The sequence below is a fragment of the Cellulomonas hominis genome, assembly GCF_014201095.1.
Lineage (GTDB): Bacteria > Actinomycetota > Actinomycetes > Actinomycetales > Cellulomonadaceae > Cellulomonas > Cellulomonas hominis.
The window spans coordinates 3,988,789-4,004,397 of sequence record NZ_JACHDN010000001.1 but is presented as its reverse complement, the minus strand read 5'-3'; the positions used below and the strand labels follow the sequence as shown (position 1 = coordinate 4,004,397).

14 protein-coding genes are annotated in these 15,609 nt (G+C 75.5%); all 14 read right to left on the bottom strand.

Translation table 11 applies throughout. From position 1 onward, the window contains the following. Positions 1-41 precede the first annotated feature (41 nt). Positions 42-653 carry an HAD family hydrolase gene (locus HNR08_RS18875; protein WP_146832057.1) on the bottom strand — a complete coding sequence of 204 codons (612 nt, stop codon included), beginning with the start codon at positions 651-653 and terminating at the stop codon, positions 42-44. Then, positions 650-2,791 (bottom strand): primosomal protein N', encoded by a 2,142-nt coding sequence (locus HNR08_RS18870; RefSeq protein WP_146832054.1) that lies wholly within the window; start codon positions 2,789-2,791, stop codon positions 650-652. The genes HNR08_RS18875 and HNR08_RS18870 overlap by 4 nt, the downstream gene beginning before the upstream one ends. A 5-nt stretch (positions 2,792-2,796) precedes the next feature. Beyond that, positions 2,797-4,002, bottom strand: coding sequence for a methionine adenosyltransferase (metK, locus tag HNR08_RS18865; protein WP_146832051.1), 1,206 nt, complete (start codon positions 4,000-4,002; stop codon positions 2,797-2,799). Between the two features lie 19 nt (positions 4,003-4,021). Next, a complete protein-coding gene (gene coaBC / locus HNR08_RS18860) occupies positions 4,022-5,236 on the bottom strand; it encodes a bifunctional phosphopantothenoylcysteine decarboxylase/phosphopantothenate--cysteine ligase CoaBC (protein ID WP_146832048.1) in 1,215 nt (404 codons plus the stop codon). A gap of 13 nt (positions 5,237-5,249) precedes the next feature. Continuing rightward, complete coding sequence (gene rpoZ, locus HNR08_RS18855; protein ID WP_146832045.1) at positions 5,250-5,513, bottom strand: DNA-directed RNA polymerase subunit omega; 264 nt, start codon at positions 5,511-5,513, stop codon at positions 5,250-5,252. Between the two features lie 37 nt (positions 5,514-5,550). Continuing rightward, positions 5,551-6,126 (bottom strand): guanylate kinase, encoded by a 576-nt coding sequence (gmk, locus tag HNR08_RS18850; protein WP_146832042.1) that lies wholly within the window; start codon positions 6,124-6,126, stop codon positions 5,551-5,553. Between the two features lie 64 nt (positions 6,127-6,190). Then, positions 6,191-6,502 (bottom strand): integration host factor, actinobacterial type, encoded by a 312-nt coding sequence (mihF, locus tag HNR08_RS18845; RefSeq protein ID WP_146832040.1) that lies wholly within the window; start codon positions 6,500-6,502, stop codon positions 6,191-6,193. Between the two features lie 189 nt (positions 6,503-6,691). Beyond that, complete coding sequence (gene pyrF, locus HNR08_RS18840; protein ID WP_146832037.1) at positions 6,692-7,549, bottom strand: orotidine-5'-phosphate decarboxylase; 858 nt, start codon at positions 7,547-7,549, stop codon at positions 6,692-6,694. After that, positions 7,546-10,875 carry a carbamoyl-phosphate synthase large subunit gene (gene carB / locus HNR08_RS18835; RefSeq protein ID WP_146832034.1) on the bottom strand — a complete coding sequence of 1,110 codons (3,330 nt, stop codon included), beginning with the start codon at positions 10,873-10,875 and terminating at the stop codon, positions 7,546-7,548. The genes pyrF and carB overlap by 4 nt, the downstream gene beginning before the upstream one ends. Next, a complete protein-coding gene (gene carA / locus HNR08_RS18830; RefSeq protein WP_146832031.1) occupies positions 10,875-12,065 on the bottom strand; it encodes a glutamine-hydrolyzing carbamoyl-phosphate synthase small subunit in 1,191 nt (396 codons plus the stop codon). The genes carB and carA overlap by 1 nt, the downstream gene beginning before the upstream one ends. Then, positions 12,062-12,604 carry a PH-like domain-containing protein gene (locus HNR08_RS18825; RefSeq protein WP_146832028.1) on the bottom strand — a complete coding sequence of 181 codons (543 nt, stop codon included), beginning with the start codon at positions 12,602-12,604 and terminating at the stop codon, positions 12,062-12,064. Before HNR08_RS18825 ends, carA begins: the two co-directional genes overlap by 4 nt. Then, entirely contained in the window at positions 12,604-13,956 is a 1,353-nt protein-coding gene (locus HNR08_RS18820; protein ID WP_146832025.1) for a dihydroorotase, read from the bottom strand. Before HNR08_RS18820 ends, HNR08_RS18825 begins: the two co-directional genes overlap by 1 nt. Beyond that, positions 13,953-14,996, bottom strand: a complete 1,044-nt coding sequence (locus tag HNR08_RS18815) for an aspartate carbamoyltransferase catalytic subunit (RefSeq protein ID WP_146832022.1) — start codon at positions 14,994-14,996, stop codon at positions 13,953-13,955. Before HNR08_RS18815 ends, HNR08_RS18820 begins: the two co-directional genes overlap by 4 nt. Further along, positions 14,993-15,580: a bifunctional pyr operon transcriptional regulator/uracil phosphoribosyltransferase PyrR gene (gene pyrR, locus HNR08_RS18810; RefSeq protein ID WP_146832019.1), complete on the bottom strand. Its 588-nt coding sequence runs from the start codon at positions 15,578-15,580 to the stop codon at positions 14,993-14,995. Before pyrR ends, HNR08_RS18815 begins: the two co-directional genes overlap by 4 nt. Positions 15,581-15,609 lie beyond the last annotated feature (29 nt).

The following is a 15,609-nucleotide window of genomic DNA, read 5'->3' as shown; positions in this document are numbered from 1 at the left end:
CGCCCGCCTGTGGAGGACTCGGCGCCCCGGAATCACGCGGCTCAGCCCCCCGCGCCCAGCACCCCCCGCGCCACGAGCTCGGCCCGCAGCGCCGCCGCGTCCGTGAACAGCACCCCCTGGAACCCCTCCGCCTCCGCGGCGGCGACGTTCGCCGGGCTGTCGTCCGTGAACACCGTCCGCCCGGGCACCAGCCCGTGCCGCGTGGCCAGGAGCCGGAAGATCCGCGGGTCCGGCTTCGCGACGCCCTCCTGCCCGGAGACGACGACGGCCTCCAGCCGGCCGATCGCCGGCGCGGCGGGCACGGCGTGGTGGAAGGTCTCCGCGGACCAGTTCGTCAGGCCGAGCACCCGCACGCCCGCGGCGCGCAGGTCGTCCACCACGGCGGCGCTCCCCGGAACCTCCCCCGGCAGCGCGTGCGCGAACCGCTCGACGTACAGGTCCAGCGTGGCGACGTGCTCGGGGTGCCGGTCCGCCACCTCGGCGCGGGCCTCGGCCCAGGGCCGGCCGGCGTCCTGCCGCTGGTTCAGGGCGGGGAAGTCGACGTCGGCGAGGAACCGCTGCACCTCGACGTCGGGCAGCACCCCGGCGAACGCCGCAGCCGGGTCCCAGCGGACCAGCACGTTGCCCAGGTCGAACACGACGGCGTCGATCACAGCATCTCCTCGGGGTCGAGCCGCACCCGGACGGACCCGCCCTCGCGGCGGGCGCTGCGCACGGCGAGGGACGCCCCGAGCGACCGGGCGAGCGCGCGTCCGTCGGCGACCGGCACACGCACCAGGCTCCGCACGGGCGGGTCCAGCGACGCCGGCTCCCCGGGCGCTTCGGGCAGCGGCACGGGGCCCAGCACGTCCGCCCCGGGTGGGAGGTCGACCCGGGACAGCACGGCGGCGACGACCTCGCGGGTGCCGGTCAGCTCGGCGACGCGCACGGCGGGCGGGAGCCGCACCTCGGTGCGCTCAGCGAGCTCGCGCTCGGCGAGCCCGACGGGGTCCCAGCGCACCAGCGCCTGCGTGGGCCGCTCGGCGCCGTCGCCGACCAGCAGCACGACGCCGCCCTCGCCCTGCGGCTTCACGAGGGCCGCCGCGGCGAGCCACCGGCGCAGCGCGTCCTCGGTGGCCCGCAGGGAGGTCGACGACGTCGTCACGGCGGCGTCCAGGAGCACGGCCGCGGCGTAGCCGGCGGGCGCGACCGGCTCGGCGCCGATGGTCGACACCACGAGGGCGGGCCGGTCGGGGACCTCGGCCAGCACGCCCGTGCGCGCGCCGGACGACCGGACCGTCACCCCCGGGAACGCCCGGCCGAGCTCCTCCGCGGTGCGGTCGGAGCCGACGGCCACCGAGCGGAACGTCCCGTTGCCGCACGCGTCGCAATGCCACTGCGTCGCGAGCCGCCCGCACCAGCCGCACTGCGCCGTCGCGTCCCCGGACGACAGCTGCAGCGGCCCGTGGCAGTGCCCGCACCGGGCGACCTCGCGGCACCGGGCGCACGCCACGGCGGGCAGGTAGCCGGCGCGCGGGACCTGCACCAGGACCGGCCCGTCGGCGAGCCGCTCCCGGATGGTCCGCCACGCCTGCCCGGGCAGCCGGGCCGCGGCGGCGGCACCCTCCCGGGCCAGCTCGACGCTGGTCAGCGCCCGCACCCGCGGCGTCCGGGCGCGCACGACGTCCCGGTCGGCGGCGACGGGGCGGACCCAGCCGGACGCCACCAGCGCCTGCACCTCGACGGACCGGCTGTGCGCGGCCAGCAGCAGGGCGCAGCCCTCGGTCTCGGCGCGCAGGCCGAGGACCTCACGCACGTGCGGGTAGGGCGCGCGCGGCTCGGCGTGCAGGTCGTCGCCGTCGTCCCAGCACACGGCCAGGCCGAGGTCCCGCACCGGCGCGAACGCCGCCGCCCGGGTGCCCACGACGACGCGCGCGTGCCCGCGCAGGGCGGCGAGGTACGCCCGGTAGCGTCGCGCGGGGCCGTCGTCCGCCATCAGGCGCACGTGCGCCGCGTCCGGGCCGTCCGGCGTCCAGGCGGGCACGCCGGCGTCCGCCAGCGCGGCGCACACCCGGTCGACGTCGCGCGCGTCCGGCACCACCACCAGCGCCCCGCGCCCGCTCACCAGCGTCGCCGCGACGGCCTGCGCGACCGCGTCGGGCCACCGTTCCCCCGCGGGCCCAGGCAGCGCGGACCACGCGGCGCGCGGCGAGCCCCGGCCCGACAGGTGCGCGAGGAACGCCGGCCCGCCGCGGTACGGGGCCCAGGCCGTCCCCGACAGCGCGCCGCCGGACGGGGGCGCGGCGTGGGACCCGGCGACGGCCGGCGGCACCTCCCCCTCCGTCCGCGCGTGCCGCGGCGGCACCGCCAGCCGCAGCACGTCGGCGAGGGTCCCGGCGTACCGGTCGGCGACCCCCCGCGCCAGCCGCGCGACCTCGGGCGTCAGGACCGGCTCCGGCGACACGACCCGCCGCAGCGGCACGAGCGCCCCGTCGTGCTCCGCCTCGGCCACGCGGTCCAGCACGTAGCCGTCGACGTCCTGCGCCCCGAACCGGACCTTCACCCGGGTCCCGGGTCGCGCGGCCTCCGCGAGGCTCGCCGGGACCAGGTACTCGAACGGCCGGTCCAGGTGCGGCGGGGAGAGCTCGACCGCGACGCGCGCCACAGGCAGCTCGGCCGCGGGCTCGACGTCCACGTCCCGCGCCCGGGCGCGGCGCCGCGGCGCACGGGCCGGGGCCGGGGCGTCGAGCCCGGCGAGGACGGGCTGCTCGGGGGTGCCGGCGGCTCCCGGCGGCGCCGCGGCGTCCGCCACGTCCGTCAGGACAGCGCCGCGCGCAGGGCGTCCACGCGGTCGGTGCGCTCCCAGGTGAACTCGGGCAGCGCCCGGCCGAAGTGCCCGTACGCGGCGGTCTTCCGGTAGATCGGCCGCAGCAGGTCGAGGTCGCGGATGATCGCGGCCGGCCGCAGGTCGAACACCTCGCGGATGGCGCCGGTCAGCTGCTCGTCCGAGACGGTCCCCGTGCCGAACGTCTCGACGTAGAGGCCGACGGGGTGCGCCTTGCCGATCGCGTACGCGACCTGGACCTCGCACCGCCGGGCGAGCCCGGCCGCGACGACGTTCTTCGCGACCCAGCGCATCGCGTACGCGGCGGAGCGGTCGACCTTCGACGGGTCCTTGCCGGAGAACGCGCCGCCGCCGTGCCGGGCCATGCCGCCGTAGGTGTCGACGATGATCTTGCGGCCGGTGAGCCCCGCGTCGCCCTGCGGCCCGCCGACGACGAACTGACCCGTCGGGTTCACGAGCAGGCGGTAGTCGCTGACGTCCAGGTCGAGGCCGGCGTCGGCGAGGACCGGCGCGACGACCTCGGCGGCGATGGCCGGCGCGAGCTCGGCCTCCAGGTGCAGCGACGGACCGTGCTGGGTGGAGAGCACGACGGTGTCGAGGCGGACGGCCCGGTCGCCCTCGTAGCCGACGGTGACCTGCGTCTTCCCGTCGGGGCGGAGCTCGGGGACGATGCCCTCCTTGCGGACCAGCGCGAGGCGCTCGGCCAGCCGGTGCGCCAGCCAGATCGGCAGCGGCAGGAGGCTGTCGGTGTCGTCGGACGCGAAGCCGAACATGAGGCCCTGGTCGCCGGCGCCCTGCAGGTCGAGCGGGTCGTGGTCCGCGGCGTCCTGCCGGGACTCCCACGCCTTGTCGACGCCCTGCGCGATGTCCGGGGACTGCTGGCCGATCGAGACGGACACGCCGCAGGAGTCGGCGTCGAAGCCGATCTCGGAGGACGTGTAGCCGATGGAGCGGACCACCTGGCGGACGATCTGCGGGATCTCGACGTACGCGCTCGTGGTGACCTCGCCCGCGACGTGCACGAGGCCCGTCGTCACCATGGTCTCGACGGCGACGCGCGCCGTCGGGTCCTGCTCGAGGATCGCGTCGAGGATCGCGTCGGAGATCTGGTCACACACCTTGTCCGGGTGTCCCTCGGTCACGGACTCGGACGTGAAGAGGCGCATGTCGGAGGTCATGCGCACAGGTTATCGGGACTCAGCGGTCCAGACGCACGACGACCGCGTCCCACAACCCGTCCGCCACGGCGTCCTTGCTGCCCTCGACCCGGGAGACGACCTCGCCGGCCGCGTCGAGCACGGTCACCGCGTTGTCGTCGGTGCCGAAGCCGCGGCCCGCGCCGACCGCGTTGACGGCCAGCAGGTCGGCGCCCTTGCGGACCGCCTTGGCCCGGCCGTGGTGCAGCACGTCGCCGTCCGCGTCGCCCGTCTCGGCGGCGAACCCGACGACGACCTGGCCCGGCCGGACCGGGTCCCTGACCAGCTCGGCCAGCACGTCCGGGTTCTGGACCAGCGCCAGCGGGGGCACGGCGCCGTCGGCCTGCTTCTTGATCTTGTGCGCCTCGTCGACCGCCGGCCGGAAGTCCGCGACCGCGGCGGCCATGACGACGACGTCGGCGTCGGCCCCGGCGGTCCGCACGGCGTCGCGGAGCTGCGCCGTCGTCTCGACCGGCACGACGTGCACGCCCGCGGGCGGCCGCACCGTGAGGTTCGCCGCGACCAGCGTCACCCGCGCGCCGCGCGCGAGGGCGGTCCGGGCGAGCGCGACGCCCTGCCGGCCGGAGGACCGGTTGCCGAGGAACCGGACGGGGTCGAGCGGCTCGCGCGTGCCCCCGGCGGACACGACGACGGTGCGCCCGGTGAGGTCGGGGTTGCGCGGCTTGCCCTCAGCGTCGACGAGCGCCAGCGCGGCCGCGGCGATCGCCTCGGGCTCGGGCAGCCGGCCGGGGCCGGAGTCGGCGCCGGTGAGCCGACCGGAGTCCGGGTCGAGCACGTGCACGCCCCGCTCGCGCAGGGTCGCCACGTTCGCCCGGGTGGCCGGGTGCTGCCACATCTCGGTGTGCATCGCCGGCGCCATGAGCACCGGGCACGTCGCCGTCAGCAGGGTCGCGGCGAGCAGGTCGTCGGCCCGGCCGTGCGCGGCCCGCGCGAGCAGGTCGGCGGTGGCGGGGGCGACGACCACGAGGTCGGCCTGCCGCCCGAGCCGGACGTGCGCGACCTCGGGGACGTCGTCGAACACCTCGGGCGTGACCGGGTGCCCTGAGAGGGCCTCCCAGGTGGCGCGTCCCACGAACTCGAGCGCCGCCCGGGTCGGCACGACGCGCACGTCGTGCCCGGCCTCGGTCAGCAGGCGCAGGACGTGCGCCGCCTTGTAGGCGGCGATCCCGCCCGCGACGCCCAGGACGACGCGCACGTCGGGGCCGGTCTCAGGCCTCGTTCGCGGTGACCGTCAGCAGGCCCGCGTCGATCTCGCGCATCGCGATGGACAGCGGCTTCTCCTGCGGGCGGGTCTCCACCAGCGGGCCGACGTACTCGAGCAGGCCCTCGTTGAGCTGCGAGTAGTACGCGTTGATCTGGCGCGCGCGCTTGGCCGAGTAGATGACCAGCGCGTACTTCGAGTCCGCGCGGTCGAGCAGGCGGTCGATCGGCGGGTCGGTGATGCCGATGGGCTCGGCGACGGTTCCGGACACGGTGGCTCCCGTAAGTCGAGTGGGTGGGGACTGCCGGTCAGTCTACCGCGACCGGCAGGCCCATCAGGGCGACCAGCTCGTCCGTGGCGCGCCGGACGTCGTCGTTGACGATGACGTGGTCGAACTCGGACTCCGCCGCCATCTCCACCTCGGCGGTCTCGAGCCGGCGGGCGCGCTCCTCGGCGTCCTCGGTGCCGCGCCCCACGAGGCGGCGCACGAGCTCCTCCATCGAGGGCGGCGCGAGGAACACGAACTGCGCGTCGGGCATCGTCCGCCGGACCTGGCGCGCGCCCTGCAGGTCGATCTCCAGCAGGGCGGGCTCCCCGGCGGCCAGTCGCTCCTCGACCGGCCGCCGGGGGGTGCCGTAGCGGTTCCTGCCGTGCACCAGCGCCCACTCCAGCAGCTCGCCGCCGGCCGCCATGGCGTCGAACTCTTCGGGCGACACGAAGTGGTAGTGCAGGCCGTCCACCTCCCCCGGCCGCGGGGGCCGGGTGGTGGCGGACACGGAGAGCCAGACCTGGGGGTACCGGGCCCGCAGGTCGGCGGACACGGTGCCCTTGCCGACGGCGGTCGGTCCGGCGAGGACGGTCAGCCGGGCGCGCGGCGTCGTCATGCGGTCTGGTGCTCCTGGAGTTGTGCGACCCCTCGCGGGGCCGGGGACGGACGTGCGGCTCGGGTCACCCGAACCGGTCGACGAGCGCCTTCACCTGGTGCGGGCCGAGGCCGCGCACGCGACGCGTCTCGGAGATCCCGATCTCGGTGATGATCTGGCGCGCCTTGACCTTACCCACACCCGGGAGGGACTCGAGCAGGGCGAGGACCTTCAGCTTCCCGATGGTCTCGTCCTTCTGGCCCTGGGCGATCACCTCGGACAGCGTGCCCTGCGAGTACTTCAGCCGGTTCTTGACCTCCGCGCGTGCCTGGCGGGCGGCGGCGGCCTTCTCGAGAGCCGCGGCGCGCTGCTCGGGGGTGAGAGTCGGAAGTGCCACGTGAGTCACCTTCTCATCACTGTCAGAGGGCAGGGACATGGAACATACGCGATCCGCGTGCCCCGGTGCGACAGCGCCCCGGAACCGGCGTGGACCCCATCTGTCGAGGATGACACGGTATGCCCGCCACGGCACGTTCCGGCAGCGTGTCGCGCCCGCGGGGTTCCCGCGCGGGCACCGGCGCCGGGGTCAGCGCAGGGCCGCGCCGGCCTCCCCCGCCGCCCGCAGCGCGGCCTCCCGGAGACCCGCGACCGACGGCCCCGCGGCGAGCACGCCGCGCGACGAGGACGCCAGGACCGCCGGCCGCGCCGCGCCGAACACCGCGGCGAGCTCCGCCGGGCCCGCGCCCTGCGCGCCGACGCCCGGGGCGAGCAGCGGGCCGCGCACGGCCGCGAGGTCCACCCCCAGCCGCTCGGCGGCGTCCCCGACCGTCGCCCCGACGACCAGCCCGACCGAGCCCAGCGCGCCCCCGGTCGCCGCGAGCTCCGCCGCGTTGGCGACGGCCGCCTCCCGGGCGACCCGGTCCGCGACCGCCACGCCCTCGGCGTCCCGCGCGTGCTGCACCGCGGGGCCCTCGGGGTTGGAGGTCAGCGCGAGGACGAACAGGCCGCGGCCGGTCGCGTGCGCCGCCTCGACGGCCGGTGCCAGCGAGCCGAACCCCAGGTACGGCGACACCGTCAGCGCGTCGCCGGCCAGCGGCGACCCGTCCCGCAGGTACGCGTCCGCGTAGGCGCCCATGGTCGAGCCGATGTCGCCGCGCTTGGCGTCCACGACCACCAGCGTGCCGGTGTCCCGGCCCGCGGCGACCACCTCCTCCAGGACCGCGACGCCCGCGGCGCCGTGCCGCTCGAAGAACGCGGACTGCGGCTTCACCGCGGCCACCCGGCCGCCGACCGCCTCGAGGACGGTCAGCGCGAACCGGCGCAGCCCCTCGGCGTCGTCCGGCAGGCCCCAGGCGTCGAGCAGCGCGGCGTGCGGGTCGATGCCCACGCACAGCGGACCGTGCGCGGACATCGCCGCCGCGAGCCGCGCGCCGAAGGGCGTCACCCGGCCACCGCCGCGAGGCCCCGGCGGGCGGCGGTCGCCGCGTCGTGCTCCTGCAGGCTGGCCACGCCGAACGGACCGGCCAGCGCCGCCTCGATGCCCTGCACCGCGGCGCCGAGCTGCTGCACGGTCGTGACGATGGCCTTGTCGGCGGCCGTCGTGGCCGCGCGGATCTCGTAGCCGTCGGCGCGCGCGCCCTGGCCCGAGGGCGTGTTCACGACGATGTCGACCTCGCCGGCCGAGATGAGGTCGACGATCGTCGGCTCCCCCGCCGGGCCGCGGCCGGTCGAGAACTTCCGCACGACGGTCGAGGCGATGCCGTTGCGCTTGAGCACCGCGGCGGTGCCGTCGGTCGCCAGGATCTCGAAGCCGAGCTCCGCGAGCCGCTTGACCGGGAACACGATCGAGCGCTTGTCCCGGTCCGCGACCGAGATGAACGCCCGGCCGCCGGTCGGCAGGCCGCCGAACGCCGCGGACTGCGACTTGGCGAACGCCGTCGGGAAGTCGGTGTCGAAGCCCATCACCTCGCCGGTCGAGCGCATCTCCGGGCCGAGCACCGTGTCCACGACGATGCCGGAGCCGGTGCGGAACCGCTTGAACGGCAGCACGGCCTCCTTGACGGCGATCGGCGCGTCCAGGTCGATGACGCTCGCGTCGTCGGCGGGCAGCAGGCCCGAGGCCCGCAGGTCCGCGATCGACCTCCCGGTCATCACCAGCGCGGCCGCCTTGGCGAGCGGCACGCCGGTCGCCTTCGAGACGAACGGCACCGTGCGGGACGCGCGCGGGTTCGCCTCGAGGACGTAGAGCACGTCGGACACCAGCGCGAACTGGATGTTCAGCAGCCCGCGGACGCCGACGCCCTTCGCGATGGCCTCCGTCGACACCCGGATCCGCTGCAGCTCCGACTCCGACAGGGACACCGGCGGCAGCACGCACGCCGAGTCGCCGGAGTGGATGCCGGCCTCCTCGATGTGCTCCATGACCCCGCCGAGGAACAGCTCGGTGCCGTCGTAGAGCGCGTCGACGTCGATCTCGATGGCGTCGTCGAGGAACCGGTCGATGAGCAGCGGCGGGAGGGTCCCGCGACCCGCGATCGTGGCGTCGGCCAGCGCCCGGGTCACGTACTCCTCGAGCTGGGCGTCCGAGTAGACGATCTCCATGCCGCGCCCGCCGAGCACGTACGACGGGCGGACCAGCACCGGGAACCCGATGCGGTGCGCGGTCGCCCGGGCGGCCTCCAGCGTCGTGGCCGTGCCGAACGCCGGCGCGGGCAGCCCGGCGGCGGCCAGCACGTCGCCGAACGCCCCGCGGTCCTCCGCGGCGTCGATCGCGGCGGGCGGCGTCCCGAGGATCGGCAGGCCCGCGTCCTCGAGCCGCTGCGCGAGGGACAGCGGGGTCTGCCCGCCGAGCTGCACGATGCTGCCCGCGACCGGCCCCGCGGCCTTCTCGGCCTCGTAGACCTCGAGGACGTCCTCGAAGGTCAGCGGCTCGAAGTACAGCCGGTCCGCGGTGTCGTAGTCCGTGGACACCGTCTCGGGGTTGCAGTTGACCATCACGGTCTCGAACTCGCCCTTGAGCGCCAGGGTGGCGTGCACGCACGAGTAGTCGAACTCGATGCCCTGGCCGATGCGGTTGGGGCCGGAGCCGAGGATCAGCACCGCCGGACGCGTCCGGGGCGCGATCTCGGTCTCCTCGTCGTAGGACGAGTAGTGGTACGGCGTGCGGGCCGCGAACTCGGCGGCGCAGGTGTCCACGGTCTTGTAGACCGGGCGGACGCCCAGCGCGTGCCGGACGCCGCGCACGACGTCCTCGCTCTCCCCGCGCAGCGACGCCACCTGCGCGTCGGACAGGCCGTGCCGCTTGGCCCGGGCCAGCACCGACCGCGTGATCTGCGGGGCGGCGGCCGTCTCGGCGGCGACCTCGTTGACCAGCTGCAGCTGGTCGAGGAACCACGGGTCGATGCCGGTGCGCGCGTAGACCTCGTCCACGGACACCCCGGCGCGGAGCACCTGCTGCACGTCCACCAGCCGGTGCTCCGTCGGCCGGGCGATCGACTCGACCAGCGCGGCCAGCTCGTCGCCCGTCGCCGGCTGCCCGTCCCAGTGGAAGCCCGAGCCCTTGCGGTCGATGGACCGCATCGCCTTGCCCAGGGCCTCGGTGAAGTTGCGGCCGAGCGCCATGGCCTCGCCGACGGACTTCATCGTGGTGGTGAGCGTCGGGTCGGCGGCCGGGAACTTCTCGAACGCGAACCGCGGGACCTTGACGACGACGTAGTCGAGCGTCGGCTCGAACGACGCCGGCGTGGAGCCCGTGATGTCGTTCGGGATCTCGTCCAGCGTGTAGCCGACGGCCAGGCGCGCGGCGATCTTCGCGATCGGGAAGCCCGTGGCCTTCGACGCCAGGGCCGAGGACCGGGACACGCGCGGGTTCATCTCGATGACGATGATCCGGCCGGTGTCGGGGTTCACCGCGAACTGGATGTTGCAGCCGCCGGTGTCGACGCCGACCTCGCGGATGACCGCGATGCCGATGTCCCGCAGCCGCTGGTACTCGCGGTCGGTCAGCGTGAGCGCCGGGGCCACGGTCACCGAGTCGCCGGTGTGCACGCCGACCGGGTCGACGTTCTCGATCGAGCAGACGACCACGACGTTGTCGTGCTTGTCGCGCATGAGCTCGAGCTCGTACTCCTTCCAGCCGAGGATCGACTCCTCCAGGAGCACCTCGGTGGTCGGCGAGTAGTGCAGGCCCTGACCGACGATGCGGCGCAGGTCGGCCTCGTCGTACGCGATGCCGGAGCCGAGGCCGCCCATGGTGAACGACGGGCGGACGACGACCGGGTAGCCCAGGTCCGCGACCGCGCCGAGCGCGTCGTCGATGGTGTGCACGATCGCCGACCGCGCGGACTCGCCGCCGCAGACCTCGACGACCTGCTTGAACTGCTCGCGGTCCTCGCCCTTCTGGATGGCGGGGATGTTGGCGCCGATGAGCTCGACGCCGTACTCCTCGAGGACGCCCGCCTCGTCCAGGGCGATCGCGGCGTTCAGCGCGGTCTGGCCGCCCAGGGTCGGCAGGATCGCGTCGGGGCGCTCCTTGGCGATGATCGCCGTGAGCACCTCGGTGGTGATCGGCTCGACGTACGTGGCGTCGGCGAACTCCGGGTCGGTCATGATCGTGGCCGGGTTGGAGTTCACGAGGACGACCCGCAGGCCCTCCTCCTTCAGCACGCGGCACGCCTGGGTGCCGGAGTAGTCGAACTCCGCGGCCTGGCCGATGACGATCGGACCGGAGCCGATGACCAGGACGCTGGAGATGTCGGTGCGGCGCGGCATCAGGCGTCCGTCCCTTCGGTGGTGGCGGCCGGACGCATGAGGTCCAGGAACCGGTCGAACAGGTAGGCGGCGTCGTGCGGGCCGGCGGCGGCCTCGGGGTGGTACTGCACCGAGAAGGCCGGCAGGTCGAGGGCGGCGAGCCCCTCCACCACGTCGTCGTTGAGGTCCACGTGCGAGACGGTCACGCGGCCGTAGCGCCCGCCGTCGTGCGGCGCGACGGACTCGCCGTCCAGCGGCGCGTCGACCGCGAAGCCGTGGTTGTGCGCGGTGATCTCGACCTTGCCCGTGACGCGGTCCAGCACCGGCTGGTTCACGCCGCGGTGCCCGTAGCCGAGCTTGTAGGTGCCGTAGCCGAGGGCCCGGCCGAGGATCTGGTTGCCGTAGCAGATGCCGAAGAACGGGATCCGGCGGTCCAGCACCTCGCGGAGCAGCTCGACCTCGTGGGTGGCGGCGCCGGGGTCGCCCGGGCCGTTGGAGAAGAACACGCCGTCGGGGGCGGTGGCCAGCACGTCCTCGATGGTCGAGGCGGCGGGCAGCACGTGCACCTCGATGCCGCGCTCCGCCATCCGGTGCGGGGTCATCGCCTTGATGCCGAGGTCGACGGCCGCGACCCGCGCGACCGGCTCCGCCAGCGGCGCGCCGTCCGGGCCGAGGGCCGGCACGACGTACGCGGCGTCCGTGGACACCTCGCCGGCCAGGTCCGCGCCGGACATCTGCGGCTGCGCCTGCACCTCGGCGACCAGGTCCTCCGCGGCGCGGGGCCGGCCCGCGCCGTCGAGCAGCGCCTCGCCCGACAGGATGGCCGCGCGCATGACGCCCCGCTCGCGCAGGTGCCGGGTGAGGGCCCGGGTGTCGATCCCCGAGATCCCGACGACGTCCTGCGCCGCGAGCTCCTCGTCCAGGCTGCGGTCCGCGCGCCAGCTCGACGCGCGGCGCGCGGGGTCGCGCACCACGTAGCCGGACACCCAGATGCGGCCCGACTCGGGGTCCTCGTCGTTGACGCCGGTGTTGCCGATGTGCGGCGCCGTCATCACGACGATCTGCTTGTGGTAGCTGGGGTCGGTCAGCGTCTCCTGGTACCCGGTCATGCCGGTGTTGAAGACGATCTCGCCCCAGGTGGTGCCGGTGGCCCCGTAGGCCTCGCCGGCGAACGTCCGCCCGTCCTCGAGGACCAGCAGTGCGTCCGTCATGAGCTCTCCTCCGACCCGCTCGCGGCGGGTGTCGATCCGATCAGGTCCTGGGTGGCCGCGCGCAGCCCGTCCGCCTCGTGGGCGTGGCGCAGGCGCAGGCCGGTGTCGAGGCCGCGGGGGTCGGCGCCGGGGTCCGGGACCCAGGTCAGCACGACCAGCCCCTCGCCGCCGACGACCTTGCCGGCCATGCCGCCGGACGTGCCGACCGCGCGCAGCGCCGCGCGCGGGACGAACACGTCCGGCGCCCCTCGTCGTCGCAGCACCACGCCCGCGTCGTGCACCCGCACCGTGGCGGCCGACCGGACGCCGAGGCCGTGGGCGCCGACCCGGTCCAGCCAGTCGCCGGCGCGGGTGGTGGACACGTAGGTGGCGTCGAGGGCGGCGGTGCGGGGCGCGCCGAGCGCGTCCTCGTCCGGCACGGGCGGGGGCGGCGGCACGGGGCTCGCGCCCCGGGACAGCCGGCGCCACCCCTTCGCCATGCCGAGCAGCAGCGCCGCCCCGAGCACGACGAGGACCGTCACCGACAGCCACGGCGGCATCAGGGCGTCACCCGCCCCGCCGCGAAGCGCGGGTCCGCCGGGTCGTCCTGCGGCACGCCGTCGAGCACCGTGGCCCGGCCGCGCAGGAACGTCGCGACGACCCGCCCGGGCAGCTCGCGTCCGCGCAGCGGCGAGTTCGCCGACGCGGTCGCCTGCTCCTCCGGGACGACGACCCGGCGGGCGTCGGGGTCCACCAGCACGAGGTTGGCGGGCTCCCCCACCGCGACCGGCCGGCCCTGGTCCGCGACCCGGCCGATCCGCGCGGGGTTCGTGGACAGCACCCGGGCGACGTCCGCCCAGGTGAACGCGCCGGTGTCGACCATGGTCTGCTGCACGACCGACAGCGCGGTCTCCAGGCCGGTCATGCCGAACGCGGCCGCCGCCCACTCGCAGTCCTTGTCCTCGCGGGTGTGGGGGGCGTGGTCGGTGGCGACGATGTCGATCGTGCCGTCCGCGAGGCCCGCGCGGACCGCGTCCACGTCGGCCTGCGTGCGCAGCGGCGGGTTCACCTTGTAGACGGGGTCGTAGCCGCGGGCCTCCTCGTCCGTGAGGACCAGGTGGTGCGGGGTGACCTCGGCGGTGACGTCGATGCCGCGGGACTTCGCCCACCGGACGATCTCGACCGAGCCGGCCGTCGACAGGTGGCAGACGTGCAGCCGGGAGCCGACGTGCTCCGCCAGCAGCACGTCGCGGGCGATGATCGCCTCCTCCGCGACGGCGGGCCAGCCGGCCAGGCCGATCTCGGCGGACACCACGCCCTCGTGCATCTGCGCGCCCTCGGTCAGCCGAGGCTCCTGCGCGTGCTGCGCGACGACCCCGTCGAACGCCTTGGTGTACTCCAGCGCGCGGCGCATCAGCACCGGGTCGTGCACGCACTTCCCGTCGTCGCTGAACACCCGGACGCGGGCGGCGGAGTCGGCCATCGCGCCCAGCTCGGCGAGATGCTCCCCCGCGAGACCGACGCTGACCGCGCCGACCGGGTGGACGTCCACCCAGCCGGCCTGCGCGCCCAGGCGCCACACCTGCTCCACCACGCCCGCGGTGTCCTGCGTCGGGGTGGTGTTCGCCATCGCGTGCACCGCGGTGAACCCGCCGGCCGCGGCGGCGCGGGTGCCGGACGCGATCGTCTCGGCGTCCTCCCGGCCCGGCTCGCGCAGGTGGGTGTGCAGGTCGACCAGGCCGGGCAGCAGCACCATGCCGGTCGCGTCGATCACGTGCAGGTCGTCCGGGGCGTTCTCCGCCGCGTCACCCGCATCGGCGCCGATCGCCGCGACGAGGCCGCCGGCGATGAGCACGTCGGTCCGGTCGCCGCCGAGCGGGGCGACGTCCTTGAGCAGGTACTGCGTGGTCATCGGGCGGTCCCCTCGGTGGCGGCGGTGGCGGCGGCGGTCAGGACCGGGACTGCCCCGGTCGCGGGCGGCGCGCCCGTGTCCCCGTCGCCGGACAGCAGCAGGTACAGCACCGCCATCCGCACCGCGACGCCGTTCGCCACCTGCTCGACGATCACCGACCGCGGCGAGTCCGCCGCGTCCGCCGAGATCTCCAGGCCGCGGTTCATCGGCCCGGGGTGCAGCACGATCGCGTGGTCCGGCAGCCCGGCCAGCCGCTTCGCGTCCAGCCCGTACAGCCGCGTGTACTCCAGCGGGCTCGGGAAGAACCCGCCGCCCGCCGTCGACATCCGCTCGCGCTGCACGCGCAGCATCATCACCGCGTCGGGGCCCTGGGCGAGGACGTCGTCCAGCCGGTAGGACACCTCCGCCGGCCAGGGGCCCACGCCCACCGGCAGCAGCGTCGGCGGCGCGACCAGCGTCACGCGGGCGCCGAGCGTGTGCAGCAGGTCGACGTTCGACCGCGCGACCCGGCTGTGCAGCACGTCGCCGACGACGGCCACGTGCAGGCCGGCGAGGTCCTCGCCGACCCCGTCGGGGTTGCCCGGGCCGCCCCGGAGGTGCCGGCGGATCGTGAAGGCGTCCAGCAGCGCCTGCGTCGGGTGCTGGTGCATCCCGTCGCCCGCGTTCACCACGGCGGCGTTCGTCCACCCCGCGTGCGCCAGCGTGTGCGGGGCGCCGGAGGCCTGGTGCCGGATGACGATCGCGTCCGCGCCCATCGCCTCCAGCGTCAGCGCGGTGTCCTTGAGCGACTCGCCCTTGGACACGCTCGAGCCCTTGGCCGAGAAGTTGATCACGTCCGCGCTGAGCCGCTTCGCGGCCGTCTCGAACGAGATGCGCGTGCGGGTGGAGTCCTCGAAGAACAGGTTCACCACGGTGCGGCCGCGCAGCGTCGGGAGCTTCTTGATCTGCCGGCCCTGGGTCGCGGCCATCTGGCTCGCGGTGTCCAGGACCCGGATCGCGGCGGCCCGGTCGAGGTCCGCCGTCGACAGCAGGTGCCTCACCGCGCACCCCCCTCGATGACCACGGCGGTCCGGCCGTCGGTCTCGGCGAGCAGCACGCCCACCCGCTCCGCCGTCGACGTCGGGAGGTTCTTGCCCACGTAGTCCGCCCGGATCGGCAGCTCGCGGTGCCCCCGGTCCACCAGGGCGGCCAGCTGCACCGCGCGCGGGCGGCCCAGGTCGTTCAGGGCGTCCAGCGCCGCGCGGATCGTGCGGCCGGAGTACAGCACGTCGTCCACCAGCACGACGACCTTGCCGTCGATGCCGCCGTCCGGGACCGTCGTCGCACCGATCGCCCGGGTGGGGTGCTGCGCCAGGTCGTCGCGGTACATCGTGACGTCCAGGCTGCCGACCAGCCGCTCGGCCACCAGGCCGGGCTCCACGGAGGCCAGCCGACCGGCCAGCCGGTGCGCCAGCGGCACGCCGCGGGTCGGGATGCCGAGGACGACGAGGTCGTCGCCGCCCTTGTTGCGCTCGAGGATCTCGTGGGCGATGCGCGTCAGCGCGCGGGCCACGTCCTGCTCGCCCATGACGACGGTGCCCTGGGGGGCGCTCGCGTCGTCGGGCACGGGGGTGCCGGAAGTCATCCGGGCCGTCTCCTTCCCCGCCTCACGGG

What these genes read in the sequence shown, in the direction of transcription:
- HNR08_RS18820 (WP_146832025.1), bottom strand. Translation starts at nt 13,956, where the DNA reads ATGACCACGCAGTACCTGCTCAAGGACGTCGCCCCGCTCGGCGGCGAC.
- carA (WP_146832031.1), bottom strand. Translation starts at nt 12,065, where the DNA reads ATGACGGACGCACTGCTGGTCCTCGAGGACGGGCGGACGTTCGCCGGC.
- pyrR (WP_146832019.1), bottom strand. Translation starts at nt 15,580, where the DNA reads ATGACTTCCGGCACCCCCGTGCCCGACGACGCGAGCGCCCCCCAGGGC.
- carB (WP_146832034.1), bottom strand. Translation starts at nt 10,875, where the DNA reads ATGCCGCGCCGCACCGACATCTCCAGCGTCCTGGTCATCGGCTCCGGT.
- gmk (WP_146832042.1), bottom strand. Translation starts at nt 6,126, where the DNA reads ATGACGACGCCGCGCGCCCGGCTGACCGTCCTCGCCGGACCGACCGCC.
- HNR08_RS18825 (WP_146832028.1), bottom strand. Translation starts at nt 12,604, where the DNA reads ATGCCGCCGTGGCTGTCGGTGACGGTCCTCGTCGTGCTCGGGGCGGCG.
- metK (WP_146832051.1), bottom strand. Translation starts at nt 4,002, where the DNA reads ATGACCTCCGACATGCGCCTCTTCACGTCCGAGTCCGTGACCGAGGGA.